This is a genomic window from Halosimplex salinum, from assembly GCF_003730195.1.
In the GTDB taxonomy this organism is placed as follows: domain Archaea; phylum Halobacteriota; class Halobacteria; order Halobacteriales; family Haloarculaceae; genus Halosimplex; species Halosimplex salinum.
Map to the genome: position 1 here is coordinate 1 of NZ_QWGG01000013.1, position 12,168 is coordinate 12,168.

At 67.9% G+C, this 12,168-nt stretch carries 11 protein-coding genes and 1 pseudogene; 7 read left to right on the top strand and 5 right to left on the bottom strand.

Going from position 1 to position 12,168, the window contains the following annotated elements:
- A pseudogene (locus D1409_RS21895) lies at positions 1 to 98 on the top strand (IS1595 family transposase); the annotation flags it as partial.
- Between the two features lie 735 nt (positions 99 to 833).
- Entirely contained in the window at positions 834 to 2,075 is a 1,242-nt protein-coding gene (locus D1409_RS21900) for a mandelate racemase/muconate lactonizing enzyme family protein (protein WP_123539100.1), read from the top strand.
- Between the two features lie 108 nt (positions 2,076 to 2,183).
- Here the strand turns inward: D1409_RS21900 and D1409_RS21905 are convergent, their stop codons facing one another.
- Positions 2,184 to 3,128, bottom strand: coding sequence for a dihydrodipicolinate synthase family protein (locus D1409_RS21905; RefSeq protein WP_123539101.1), 945 nt, complete (start codon positions 3,126 to 3,128; stop codon positions 2,184 to 2,186).
- 62 nt (positions 3,129 to 3,190) lie between these two features.
- Positions 3,191 to 4,123 carry a dihydrodipicolinate synthase family protein gene (locus D1409_RS21910; RefSeq protein ID WP_123539102.1) on the bottom strand — a complete coding sequence of 311 codons (933 nt, stop codon included), beginning with the start codon at positions 4,121 to 4,123 and terminating at the stop codon, positions 3,191 to 3,193.
- Positions 4,124 to 4,271: 148 nt separating this feature from the next.
- Here D1409_RS21910 and D1409_RS21915 point away from each other — a divergent pair, with 148 nt between their 5' ends.
- The 4 genes from D1409_RS21915 to D1409_RS21930 all read left to right on the top strand — a co-directional run bounded on the left by D1409_RS21915 (position 4,272) and on the right by D1409_RS21930 (position 8,264).
- Positions 4,272 to 5,405 (top strand): mandelate racemase/muconate lactonizing enzyme family protein, encoded by a 1,134-nt coding sequence (locus D1409_RS21915; protein WP_123539103.1) that lies wholly within the window; start codon positions 4,272 to 4,274, stop codon positions 5,403 to 5,405.
- A 79-nt stretch (positions 5,406 to 5,484) separates the two neighbouring features.
- Complete coding sequence (locus D1409_RS21920; protein WP_123539104.1) at positions 5,485 to 6,693, top strand: pectinesterase family protein; 1,209 nt, start codon at positions 5,485 to 5,487, stop codon at positions 6,691 to 6,693.
- A 56-nt stretch (positions 6,694 to 6,749) separates the two neighbouring features.
- A complete protein-coding gene (locus tag D1409_RS21925) occupies positions 6,750 to 7,589 on the top strand; it encodes an NAD-dependent epimerase/dehydratase family protein (protein ID WP_123539105.1) in 840 nt (279 codons plus the stop codon).
- Between the two features lie 411 nt (positions 7,590 to 8,000).
- Positions 8,001 to 8,264 (top strand): hypothetical protein, encoded by a 264-nt coding sequence (locus D1409_RS21930; protein ID WP_123539106.1) that lies wholly within the window; start codon positions 8,001 to 8,003, stop codon positions 8,262 to 8,264.
- An 18-nt stretch (positions 8,265 to 8,282) separates the two neighbouring features.
- Here the strand turns inward: D1409_RS21930 and D1409_RS21935 are convergent, their stop codons facing one another.
- The 3 genes from D1409_RS21935 to D1409_RS21945 all read right to left on the bottom strand — a co-directional run bounded on the left by D1409_RS21935 (position 8,283) and on the right by D1409_RS21945 (position 11,111).
- Positions 8,283 to 8,717 carry a PPC domain-containing DNA-binding protein gene (locus D1409_RS21935; protein ID WP_123539107.1) on the bottom strand — a complete coding sequence of 145 codons (435 nt, stop codon included), beginning with the start codon at positions 8,715 to 8,717 and terminating at the stop codon, positions 8,283 to 8,285.
- A 62-nt stretch (positions 8,718 to 8,779) separates the two neighbouring features.
- Positions 8,780 to 9,832, bottom strand: a complete 1,053-nt coding sequence (locus tag D1409_RS21940; RefSeq protein ID WP_123539108.1) for a lactonase family protein — start codon at positions 9,830 to 9,832, stop codon at positions 8,780 to 8,782.
- Positions 9,833 to 9,977: 145 nt separating this feature from the next.
- A complete protein-coding gene (locus tag D1409_RS21945) occupies positions 9,978 to 11,111 on the bottom strand; it encodes an enolase C-terminal domain-like protein (protein ID WP_123539109.1) in 1,134 nt (377 codons plus the stop codon).
- Between the two features lie 124 nt (positions 11,112 to 11,235).
- On the opposite strand from D1409_RS21945, the gene D1409_RS21950 reads away from it, so the two are divergent.
- Entirely contained in the window at positions 11,236 to 12,111 is an 876-nt protein-coding gene (locus D1409_RS21950; protein WP_123539110.1) for a COG1361 family protein, read from the top strand.
- The last annotated feature ends 57 nt before the right edge of the window (positions 12,112 to 12,168 follow it).

Sequence of the window (12,168 nt, forward strand, 5' to 3'; positions counted from 1 at the left end):
ATCTCACTGCGTATCTCAGACTCTTCGAACTTCGCCGAGAAATCCTACGCAAACCCGGGCGAGACGCCCTGAAAGAGATTATTCGAACTGTTCTCTGACTCACCAACAATGTCCTTCACAAGAGCGTAACTGTATTCGAAGTTTGCATGTGGGTACGTTCCAGCCGCCACCCGGAATCGTGCCGTCGGGCGTGGTCGCTCCGTCGTTGCGCCTCGCCAGCGCGTGTTTCGGGACACGATCGAGCGCGACCGTCGAGCTCGAAACCGACTGCCGGCCGGAGGTCTCCGGTTCCCCGCTCCCGAACCATTACAGCTGTAGTACTGTAATTTCAGGACGGCTCACCCGGCGACTTTCCGCCTCAGACTCCTTCGAGAGCGCCAGCTTAGTGTAGAAAATTGAATCTTCACCGTCTGTACATCGTAGATTCCGAGCTTTCGCGTGTGCCGAACGACGAATCCGCACCCGACGACGGGACGCCCACCCCGTCGTCGACTCGATAGCGAGACGGAACTGCTCTCAGCAGGTCGGTTCCCAGCACACAGGCTCCCGGGGCGGACGGCGAGGCATCCGTTCCCGTCTCGTCTCCCGCGGTTCCGTCCGTCGAGACGATCTCACCTGTTCCTCTGTGGGGAACGAGACTGTATTACAGAATTCGAGCGATTCGTGCCCTGTACAGGCCATCAAACGTCGATCTCTGGATATTCCTCACCGATCCGATCGGCGGGGTCTCGGAGAGACGTCGGGATCCGGCTCCGATTCCGTTCCCGCTTCCCGAACGCTATCGCGTCGTGTCGTCACGCATGTTTTATGCTCGGCGGGGTGTGTGTACGCGCATGGACATCGCTGCAATCCACAGCTACGCGCTCTCGTCGCCGATCGAACCGCATCAGGACAGACGGTTCCACGGCGGGACGCGGCGGTTACTGAAACGCGACGTGGTCCTCGTCGTCGTCGAGACGGCTGACGGCGCTCGCGGGTTCGCCACCGCGGGCGCGAGCAGTTCGGCGATGACGGAGTACTTCGAGGGCGAATCGCAGGGGACGTTCGCCGACATCATGGAAGGGCCGGTGGCCGACGCCCTCGAGAGTGAGACGATCGAATCGATCCCGGAGGCCCACGAGTTGATCCGGGACTCGGACGTGCCCGCGGGCGACGTGACCGAGGCCATCTCGGCCGTCGACGTGGCGCTCCACGACCTGCGGGGGAAAGAACACGGCGTCCCGGTGTACGAGTTGCTCGCGGAGGAGTACGGCACCGAGCCGACGCTGGAACTACCGCTGTACGCGAGCGCGGGGATGTACATGGAGCCCGACGGGTTCGCCGAGCAGGCCGCCGTCATCGAGGACCTGGGCTTCTTCGGCTACAAGTACCGTCCGGGGATCGGCCCGGACGGCGACCGGCGGACTGTCGAACTGCTCGACAAGGTCCTGGAGGAGACGGAGTTCATGCTCGACACCCACACCTGGTGGAAACTCGGCGAGGCCTACGGCCGGGAGACGGTCCGTGAACTGGTGGCGTACGCGGGTAAGCGGGGCGCCTACTGGGTGGAAGAGCCGGTCGAGCCCGACGACTACGAGGGGTACGTCGACCTGGCGGAGACCGGGACCCCGCTGGCCGGCGGCGAGAGCGAGGAGTCGCCCGCGGGCCTCGTCGAACTGGGCGAGACGGGCGCGGTCTCCTATCTCCAGGGCGACGTGCGCCACCACGAGGGGTTCACGGGCTGTCGCGACGCCGTCGAGTACTGCCGGGGCCGGGACGTCGAGTTCGTCCCGCACAACTTCGGCACCTGGGTGGGGCTCGCCGCGAACGCCCACCTCGTCGCCGCGGCGCCGGAGGTCCGCCTCCTCGAGTACCCGGTGTTCGAGAACGACCCCGCGCTCGACGCCGGTTCCGTCGCGGGGATGTACCCGTTCGACCTCGCCTTCGACGTCATCGAGGGCGAACCCGACGTCGAGGACGGCGTCCTCTCGGTCTCGGACGACCCGGGCCTCGGAATCGACGTCGACCTCGACGTGGTCGAGGAGTACCCGTTCGTCGACGGGCCCTGGACCGAGTTCCACTACGACGACGAGTGAGAGCGGGTCGGGCGACCGGGAGCCGGGACGCTTCCCGGCCGGTGGTGACGAGAGAATTGCTTCGAGAACGAGCCGCAGAGAGACGTCAGTGCCGTAGCCGTCGCGGACTCACTCGATGAGGCGATTGATGTCGTCGTCGAGCTGATCGTAGAGATCGGCTGCGCGGTCGCGCTGGTCGGGCGTGAGCGGTCGGATCGGTTCGCGGACCGTGCCGTTGCCCCCGTTGAGTCCGGCGAGTTTCAGGCCTTCCTTGACGGCGGCGACGCTCGACGCGCCGGCCAGTGTGTTGTCCTGTCCCGTCTCGTCGCGGAACTCCTGGTACGGGAGACAGATGTTTCGGAGCTTCCGGGCGCGTTCCCAGTTCTCGTTCTGCAGCGCGGCGAACAGCTCCAGCCCGACCTCCGGGCGGAAGTTGCTGACGCCGGCGGAGAACCCCTCGACGCCTTCGGCCCAGAAGGCGACGGCGTAGGGCTCGGCGAGGCCGTCGACCCAGACCACGTCGTCGGCGCCGGCGGCGATGCCTGCGCCGAGCTTCACGCAGTCCTCGAGGGCGTACTTGACCCCGATGACGCCGTCGATCCGTGTGAGGTCGGCGAGGTAGTCGACCGAGGGCTCGAACCCGCGGACGTAGGGGACGAGCGGTCGGTCGCTCGCGTCGTCGAGTTCCCGGTAGTAGTCGAGCAGTCCCTGCTCGTGGAGATACGTGTGGTCCGGGGGCATGATCATCATCGCGTCCACGCCGATCTGGTCGTAGCCCTCGATCAGGTCGGTCGCGGTGGCGGTGCTCCCCCCGACGCCGGCGAGCACGCAGGCGTCGTCCGGGAGCGCGTCGACGCTCTGCTCCGCGACGGCGAGCCGTTCGTCCCGCGAGAGCGAGTGATATTCGCTGATGTTCGCAGTAGCGAGAAACGTTCGTATCCCCTCGTCGTAGAGCGCCTCCGCGTTGTGGGCGAGTTTGTCGTATTCGATTTCCAGGGAGTCGTCGAAGGGTGTCAAGAGGCCGACGGCAACCCCTCTGAGACGCTCCCGTATCTCGTCGGCTGACGAACGCATGGTGTGTAAATCCGTGTCCTCTGGTATAAACCCATCGTCTACTCGAACCCGCCGGCGGGCGTTCAGGGCTGGGACGGCGTCCAGGAGTCGAGGTGTTCGAAGTGCGTCTCCATTCGGTCGCGGTCGGACGGCCCCAGATCTGTCAGCGGCGGTCGAACGGACCCGCCCTCGTAGCCCGCGAGGTCGAGTCCGCACTTGACCACCGGGACGTTGTTGCCGTTCGCTATCGTACTCCCCGCGCCGGGTTCGTCTCTGAGGTCCTCCAGCGGTCGAAGGGCCTGCTGTATCCGTCGGGCGCGGTCCCACTGCTCCTTCTCGATGGCCTCGAAGAGCGCGAGCGTCACGCGCGGCACGAAGTTCCCGACCCCGGTCGTGTAGCCCGTCGCGCCCCCGACGGCGAAGGGGATGGCGTAGCGCTCGGCGATGCCGTTGACCCAGGTGACCGCGCCCTCGGCGTCCTCGACGGTCTGTGCGAACTCCTTCACGTCGTCGACGGCGAACTTGACGGCGACGACGGCGTCGTGTTCGGTCAGGTCGACGATCACGTCCCGGGTCAGCGTCGGTCCGCGCTTGTATATCACCACGCCGAGGTCCGTCCCGTCGCAGATCGCTCGATAGTACTCTTTCAGTCCCTGTTCGTGGACGTACGTGTGGTCCGGGTGCATGACCATCAGCGCGTCCGCACCGGCGGCCTCGTACGCGTCGGCCAGGTCGAGCACTTCCTGCACGTTGCCGGCGGCCCCCGCCGCGACGGTCGCCTCGTCGCCCGTCGCCTCGACGTGTGTCGCTGTGACGGCGACGCGTTCCTCGTCCGTTAATGCGTAGTACTCCCCGGTGTTCCCGCAGGCCACGAACAGCCGTGCCCCGGCGTCGTAGATGCCCGAGAGGTTGCCGGCCAGCGCGTCGTGGTCGACTGCGCTCCCCTCGCTCTCGAAGGGCACTGCAGTGGTAAACGCGACTGTCTCGAAGGCACTCCGCAGTCTCGTTCCGTCCATACGTTCGGTTGCACGACGGAGGTAATAAACGTTCACCGCGGTCCCGAACAGTGGGACGCGGCGCCGTCGCCTCGGACGAAAGGGCGGGTCGCGTCGAGTTCCGTCGCCCGTCGCAAAGTATATGCGCCGCGGGACAGGCCTGTCTGACATGGAGATCACCGATCTGGAGGTCGTCGGCCTCTCGCACACGCTCCCCGAGGGCGAGGGCCTCGGCGACGCGCGCGGGTTCGGCCACGACCGTTCGACCACGCTGATCAGACTGGAGACCGCCGACGGGACCGTCGGCTGGGGCGAAGCGTTCGCCCCTGGCCCCATCGTCGACGCCACGGTCGAGGAACTGTTCCGCGACGAGGTCGTCGGGATGGACCCCTTCGACTCGGAGTCGCTCGCCACGCGGTCGTACACCGATCCCTACCACTTCGGCGGGAGCGTCTTCGTCCAGAGCGTCGTCAGCGCCGTCGACGTGGCCTGCTGGGACATCCGCGGCAAGGCGGTCGGCCGCCCGGTCCACCGCCTCCTCGGCGGCACCGAGTGCGAGGAACTGCTCCCCTACGCGTCGACGATGTACTACACCGAGCGCGACCGCCCGATCGAGGAGCCGGTCCGCGAGGCCGTCGACGAGGGGTTCGAGGCGGCGAAGATCAAGATCGGCGCCGACCCGGCGACCGACGAGGAGCGCGTGCGGACGGCACGAGAGATCCTCGGCAACGACGCGCGGCTGATGGTCGACATGAACGGCAACTACCGCCCCGACCAGGCGATCCGGTCGATCCGCGCCATCGCCGAGTACGACCTCATGTGGGTCGAGGAGCCGGTCCCGCCGGAGAACCTCTCGGGCTACCGCGAGCTCAGACAGCGGACCGACGTGCCGCTCGCGGCCGGAGAGGCCCACTACGGTCGCTTCGAGTTCAAGCGGCTCGTCGACGACCGGCTCGTGGACGTCGTCCAGCCGAACCTCGCCCGGTGTGGCGGGCTCTCGGAGGCGCGACGGATCGCCGACCTCGCCTCGACGGAGAACGTCGGCGTGCGCCCGCACATCTGGAACAGCGCGGTCGGGCTCGCCGCGGCGGTCCAGTTCGCCGCCAGCGTCTCCGACTACCCGCACACCCGCAACGTCCCCGACCCGATGATGGTCGAGTTCGACCGCAGTCCCAACCCGCTCCGCGACGATATCCTCGAGACGCCGTTCGACCCGTCCGGTGGCTGCCTCGACGTCCCCCAGGAACCCGGACTCGGGATCACCGTCGACGAGGACGCGATCGAGCGGTTCCGCGCCGACTGAACGGGCGTCGCGGAATTCTCGGGTCGGGCCCACTCGGCGATCCACCAGGTTTTTGCCCCGGTTCGGTCATTGTCAGGGCATGTTAGACGAGAGCGACCGCGGCGACCAGCCGCGGGAGTCGCGTCGGCCGTCCCGCAGACGGGTACTGTCTATGACCGGAACCGCCCTGCTCGGGTCGATCGCCGGCTGTAGCGGCGGCGAGTCCGATGGAACTCCCACCGACGGCGCCGCGGCGCCGACCGCGACGCCGACGGACTCCCCGACCGCCACTACCACCGCGACGGCGACCGACACGCCCTCCCCGACCGCGACCGACCGCGACGTGGAGGCGCTGATGGCCGAGTACGGCTGTCCCGGTGACGGCGACGAGTACGACGCCGTCGTCGCGAAGGACGGCTCCGGCGACTTCGAGTCGGTCCAGGCGGCGATCGACGCGATCCCGGCGGGGACGTTCGACGGCTACCGCGTGTTCATCGAGGCCGGGCGATACAGGGAGAAACTCCGCCTCCCGCCCAACCGGACGGACGTCACCTTCGTCGGCGAGAGCGCGGCGGAGACGGTCCTCACGTACGACGACCACGCGGACAAGATCGGCGACGACGGCGAGGAACTCGGGACGACGGGTTCGTCGAGTTTCTTCGCCCGCAGGATCGACTTCACGGCGAGGAACATCACGTTCGAGAACGCGGCAGACGACGTGGCACAGGCGGTCGCCATCCGGATCGACGGCGACCGGTCGTACTTCGAGAACTGCCGGTTCGTCGGCAACCAGGACACCCTCTACAACTACGGCCGGGGCTCTCGCCAGTACTTCCGGAACTGCTACGTCGAGGGCGACGTGGACTTCGTCTTCGGCCTGGCGACAGCCGTCTTCGACAACTGCAAGATCGTCTGCAAGGACGAGGGGTACATCGCGGCCCCCGCGACGCCGGAAGAGCAGTCCCACGGGTACGTGTTCAGGGACTGCGAGATCACTGGCGACGCGCCGTCCCAGTCCGTGTATCTCGGCCGTCCCTGGGAGCCCTACGGGCAGGCGGTGTACATGAACTGCTATCTCGACGACGTGATCCGGCCGCGGGGCTGGGAACCGTGGGACGAACCGGAGCACGACGACAAGACGAAGACCGCCTTCCTGGCCGAGTACGGCAACGAGGGGCCGGGCGCCCGCCCCGACGAGCGCGTCGACTGGGCCCACCAGCTGAGCGACGCCGAGGCCGACCCCTATCGGTCGCTGGACACGCTGTTCGACGGGTGGGGGATCCGCGAGTGCATCGAGGGCGACGCCTAGCGGGCGGTCGACTCCGGATCCGATATTTTCATAGGGCGACGTGCCCCGGATCGGGTATGGACGTACTAGTCACCGGTGCGTACGGTCGGTGCGGGACGGCGCTGATCGACCATCTCCACGACGAGGACGACTACGACTTCACGTACTACAACCGGTCGGACCGCCCCGACGACCACCCCTACGGCGGCTACGACACGATCGTCGGTAACGTCACCGACGCCGACGCGCTCCGCGCAGCCAGCGAGGGCAGGGACGCGATGGTTCACATGGCCGCCTACCCGAGCCCGAGCGGGGACTGGACGGACGTGCTCGAACCCAACATCGTCGGGACCTACAACGCGCTGGAGGCCGCGAGAGAGGAGGAGGTCGAGTCGTTCGTCTTCCTCTCGACCAACCACGTGATGGGCCTGTACGAGACGGAACACGCGCCGGAACTGTACAGCCGCGACTACAGCCTCGTGGTCGACCACACGGACCCGGTGCGCCCGGACTCGTACTACGGCGCGTCGAAGAGCTTCGGCGAGGACCTGGCCCGCTACTACGTCGAGGAGTTCGAGTACCCGAAGCGCGTGTACAACCTCCGCGTCGGGACGGTCAACATGCCCGAGTACGATCACCCCTACGGAAACGCCGAGTCGGGCGTCGACGACGGCGACTTCGAACGCGGCGACCCCGAGTACGAGCGCGCCGTCGCGCGGATGAAGTGCACCTGGCAGTCCCGCCGGGACTTCGCTCACGAGGTCGAGTGCTGTCTGGCCGACGACGACGTGGAGTACGGCATCTTCTACGGGGTCAGCGACAACCAGCGCCGGTGGTTCGACCTCGAACACGCACGCTCGCGGATCGACTACAACCCGCAGGACGACGGCGACGAGTGGGACGAACCGCCGGCCTGAACGGCCGACACGCGTCTCTTTGTGCGGTAGATGTCCGGTAGAAGTCGGGACGATGCCTCGCGCAGACGCCGACTCGGGCGAGTGGCACAGACCACGGCCGGGTCGGCGTCGGGTCCCGACTCTCGGATCGGGTTCGATGTGGGGTGGTCGACGACGAGGCCCGCGTCGGCCGGAGTGACGGTGGTGGGGTGTATCCGGCCGGCGGGCCCGTGGTCGGGGGATGACAGCAGTGCCGCAGGTGGATCTGTATCGAGTGGATCTGTTGTCTGACAGTACAGTTCTGTCCCGTGTTGCCTCGGGACGTAGATGGCTTCGTGGCAACAGTATATATTTCTATTGAACGAAATATGATGTGTTTCGGGGAGACCGTGACCCAAACGGATAAGTACGAGTCCGCCGCAGATACCGATAATGGCTACCAGCAGTCAAGCGAGCGGCGCGAACAGGCTCTCGACGCGGGCGCTCTCGGAGTTGCGCGACTCGGTGATGGTGAAGCTAGCGACGATGGGCGTCGTCCTCGTCGTCCTCGCGATAGCGATCGAGGCGGCCATCCAGTCGGGCCTCCTCGTCCGCGGCGAGTCCGCGGTCTGGGCGACGATCTTCCTCCTCTGGGGGACCGGGCTCGTCGTCGCGGGCACGGTCGGACGCACGTTCATCTGGTGGCGTCGCCGGTAAGAAGGGACGGGTCGGCCGTTATCGCTCCGTCAGTTGCGAGACGTTGTGTTCTCCGGGCTCGCGCGTCAGCGAGAGCCCCTCGAACTTCTTGATCGTGAACTCGCCGAGGACGTTCACTTCACACCCCTCCTCCAGGTGACCGCCCACGGTCCGCTCGCCGTCGAACGCCGTGACGTGCAGGTGCGGTTCGCCGTCGGCGATCGCGCCGCCGACGTCGGTCACCTCCCAGGCACCCTCCAGTTCGAGGTCGACGTTCCGGTCGCTCTGGTCCTCCGGCAGGTCCGTCCGGTCGACGTAGTGGATGTTGAGGTTGCTGAACGTGCCGATACCGGACACGACCGCCCCGGTGTCGACGTCGTGTTCCTCGCAGGCCGCTTCGATCGATTCCAGCGCCATGTCGCCGCGGTCGAGACGGACCACGACGTGGCCGTCGTCTGATTCGAAGGTCTCCATACGCTCGACGGGAGGGCGGGAACGAGAATAAAACTGCCCCTCTCCGCGGCGAGGGCCCCCGTTCACTCCCGGGCGAGGAACGCGAGACAGGTCGGTTTTGGGACCGTGCGTCGCGCGCGTTCGGCGAGACGCCCGTCGCCCTCGACGGCGAAACTCGCGACGGTGAAGTCGTCGCGGTTCTCGACGAGCAGGTATCTGCCCGAGGGGTCGAGGGCGAAGTCCCGCGGGTTCGCTCCGCCCGTCGGTACGTGACCGAGCGACTGCAGGGTTCCGTCGTCGTCCACCGCGAAGCCGGCGATGCTCTGGTGGCCGCGGTTCGAGACGTACACCCAGCCAGCCGGATGGACGTGGACGTCCGACGGCGCGTTGTCGGCGGCCGCCTCGTCTGGAACTGTGCTGGCGCTCCCGTCGACGGTCAACGCGCCCGTCTCGGGGTCTCGTGACAGTGCGGTCACGGTCGAGTCGAGTTCACCGACGAGGTACGCCCGTTCCCCGTCCGGTCCGAACGCGAGGTGCCGCGGGCCGGTCCCTGGCGGGAGCGTCACGCCCGCGGACTCCGCGGGGACGAGCGAGTCGGTGTCGTCGTCGATCCGATACGCCTCGACGCGGTCCGTTCCCAGGTCGGGAACGTACAGGTATCGGCCGTCGGGCCCGGGAACGGCCGAGTGCGGATGCGGTTCGGCCTGACGGTCCGAGTCGGGACCGCTCCCCTCGTGGCGGACCACGTCGCTCGCCGGCCCGAGGCCGCCGTCGTCGGCCAGTGGATACATGGCGGCCGACCCGCCTCCGTAGTTCGCGACGAACGCGTAGCGTCCGTCGGCGTCGACGCTCACGTAACAGGGACCGAGGCCCTCGCTCGACCGGTCGGCTCGGCGGTCGAGCGACCCGTGGCTCCGGTCGACCTCGAACTCGGTGACGAGGCCGCCGTCGGTCCGGTTGGCGACGTACACGCGGTCGCGATCCGGGTGGACGGCGACGTACATCGGGTGTTCGACGGCGGTGTTCGCCGCGTCCGAGAGCGTCCCGTCGGTCGCGTCGAAGGCGTAGGCGTAGACGCCGGCGTCGCCGTCGCTCGCCGTCGAGCAGACGAGTGCCAGCCGGTCGGAGTCGGTCATCGCTCCGAGGTACGGCCGCCCTCGCCTTGATTCGACCGGTCGGCGCCGTCTCCGTTCGACCGGTCGGAACCGTCCCGGTTCGCTCGGTCGGTGCCGTCCCGGTTCGCCCGGTCGGCAGCGCTCCGATCCGCTCGGACACCGCCCCTCACGGTTCGACCCGGTTGGTTTCGATGTACGACCAGTCGAAGTCGTATCCGAGGCCGGGGGACTGTGGGACGCGGACGTGCCCGTCGTCGTCGAGCGGGTCTCTCGGCGACGCCAGGTACGCCGGGGTGGCGTCGTAGTCGTAGTCGGGGTGGAGCAGTCCGCGCTCGTAGTAGTCGCCCGACTCGGCCATCGCGCCGAGGAGGTGGAGGTTCGGGAGGTTCCCGCCGTGGAGCTCGCACTCGACGTTGAACGCCTCGTAGCAGTGGATCGCCTTCAGCGCGGGCGTGATCCCGCCGACGTCGTGGACGCCGACGCGTCCCACGTCCGCGGCGTCGCGCTTGAGCCACTCGGCACGGGTGTAGATACCGCCCTCGGCCGTCTCGGGGCCGACCACCGGCACGTCGACGTTCCGGGTCAGCCACTCGTACGACGAGACCGAGTGTTCGTCCATCGGTTCCTCGAACCACGCGAAATCCAGTTCCGCGAGCGCGTCCCCGATCCGCTTGGCCTCCGTCCGCGTGTAGAAGTGATGCGAGTCGAGCATCAGCGGCACGTCCGGTCCGACCCGCTCCCTCACGGCGCGACAGGCCGCGACGGTTCGCTCCGGGCCGGCGTCGTACGGCGGCATCCACCCGTGGAGTTTCACGGCCGGATACCCCCGGTCGACCAGCGACTCCGCGAAGTCCGCGTAGGCCTCCGGCGTTCCGAGGCCGTCGGGGTCGTCGTCGCCGACCATCGTGCTGCCGTAGGCCGGAATCCTGTCCCGGTGGCCCCCGAGCAGCCGATACACCGGTTCGCCGTAGTGCTTGCCCGCGGCGTCCCACAGCGCGCAGTCGATCCGCGAGACGGTCGTCTCGCTCAGCGTGTCGCGCCTGAGCCGTCCCATCCGGCGGAGCCTGCGGGCCACCCGCTCGCGCTCACGGGGGTCCTCGCCGGACAGCGTCTCCGACGCGAGGTCGTTCGTCGCACGGTGGCCGCCGAGACAGTGGCCGTCCGGGCCGCCGTCGACGGCCACGCGGGTGATCCGGCGGACCCGCTCACGCGGTGGTCCCGGGTGGGCGTGCCCCTTCTCGTCACTGGTCTTCGTCGTCTCACAGGTGAACTCGATCGTCTCGATATCCGTGATCTCCATCTGGACAGCGACTGTTGTTCCTGTGGCGTGTTAACAGTACGGGCGGACCGAACGAGCGATCCGGTCGAGCGCGCGCGACGGGGGGCATCGAAAGACCCTTACTGTGCCACGGTGACCCACGGGTATGGATCGGCGCGCGTTTCTCGCGACAGCAGCGGCAGTCACGGCCGGTTGCGGTCAGGGCGACTCGGGCCCGGACACCGCGACCGACTCGAACGACACGCCGACGGAGACTCCGTCGAGTGGGGGATCGACCCCGACCGAGACCGAGACACCGGCACCCGCGTCGGTGGCGGCGGTCGACGTCTCGGTCCCGTCGACGATCGAGATCGGGACGCCGGGCACGCTCTCGGTCACGCTCGAGAACACCGGCGGGCAGTCGGGGTCGTTCGAGTCCGAAGTCGAGGCGACGGTCGGGACCGGCGACTGGGAGGGGACCGGAGCGACCGTCGCGGAGACGGTCGACCCCGGCGAGCGCGTGACGGCGCAGGTCGAACTCCCGGCGAATCACTACGTCGAACCGGCGTCGTATCGCCTCGCGGACGCCGAACCGGTCGCGCGGACCCGTTTCGTCGCGCGTGAGATTGCCATCGGTGAGGACCACGAACTCCCGAACGGCGTGGTTCTCTCCGTCGGTGACGTGGCGATCGGGGGCTCGTACACCTACGAGGGGGACGACGGCGAGACGACCGCGGACCCACCGGGCGGCGACAAGTGGGCCGTCGGGACCGTCCGCGCCGAGAACACGAGCGAGGAGGCGGCGCGGGCGCCGCTGGTTTCGGACTTCGCGTTCTACCGGGGCGGAGAGGAGTACTCCTACCGGCACCTCGGCGACAATCGCGACCGCTACCGGGGCGGCGAACTCGCCCCGGGGGCGGTCAGCGAGGGCGACCTACCGACGAACGTCCCGGTCGACGCCGACCGGGCGGACCTCAGAGGCCAGTACAGCGAGGATCTCGAGGGGGGCCGCGTCACCGTCCACTGGCTGCTCGGCGAGTGAGTCCGTAGAACCGGCGACTGCGACTGTCGAATCTCTCTTTCTGTAGGTCGAGTCAGG

What these genes read in the sequence shown, in the direction of transcription:
- D1409_RS21930 (WP_123539106.1), top strand. Translation starts at nt 8,001, where the DNA reads ATGGCTACCAGCAGTCAAGCGAGCGGCGCGAACAGGCTCTCGACGCGG.
- D1409_RS21950 (WP_123539110.1), top strand. Translation starts at nt 11,236, where the DNA reads ATGGATCGGCGCGCGTTTCTCGCGACAGCAGCGGCAGTCACGGCCGGT.
- D1409_RS21935 (WP_123539107.1), bottom strand. Translation starts at nt 8,717, where the DNA reads ATGGAGACCTTCGAATCAGACGACGGCCACGTCGTGGTCCGTCTCGAC.
- D1409_RS21910 (WP_123539102.1), bottom strand. Translation starts at nt 4,123, where the DNA reads ATGGACGGAACGAGACTGCGGAGTGCCTTCGAGACAGTCGCGTTTACC.
- D1409_RS21925 (WP_123539105.1), top strand. Translation starts at nt 6,750, where the DNA reads ATGGACGTACTAGTCACCGGTGCGTACGGTCGGTGCGGGACGGCGCTG.
- D1409_RS21915 (WP_123539103.1), top strand. Translation starts at nt 4,272, where the DNA reads ATGGAGATCACCGATCTGGAGGTCGTCGGCCTCTCGCACACGCTCCCC.
- D1409_RS21940 (WP_123539108.1), bottom strand. Translation starts at nt 9,832, where the DNA reads ATGACCGACTCCGACCGGCTGGCACTCGTCTGCTCGACGGCGAGCGAC.
- D1409_RS21945 (WP_123539109.1), bottom strand. Translation starts at nt 11,111, where the DNA reads ATGGAGATCACGGATATCGAGACGATCGAGTTCACCTGTGAGACGACG.
- D1409_RS21900 (WP_123539100.1), top strand. Translation starts at nt 834, where the DNA reads ATGGACATCGCTGCAATCCACAGCTACGCGCTCTCGTCGCCGATCGAA.
- D1409_RS21905 (WP_123539101.1), bottom strand. Translation starts at nt 3,128, where the DNA reads ATGCGTTCGTCAGCCGACGAGATACGGGAGCGTCTCAGAGGGGTTGCC.
- D1409_RS21920 (WP_123539104.1), top strand. Translation starts at nt 5,485, where the DNA reads ATGTTAGACGAGAGCGACCGCGGCGACCAGCCGCGGGAGTCGCGTCGG.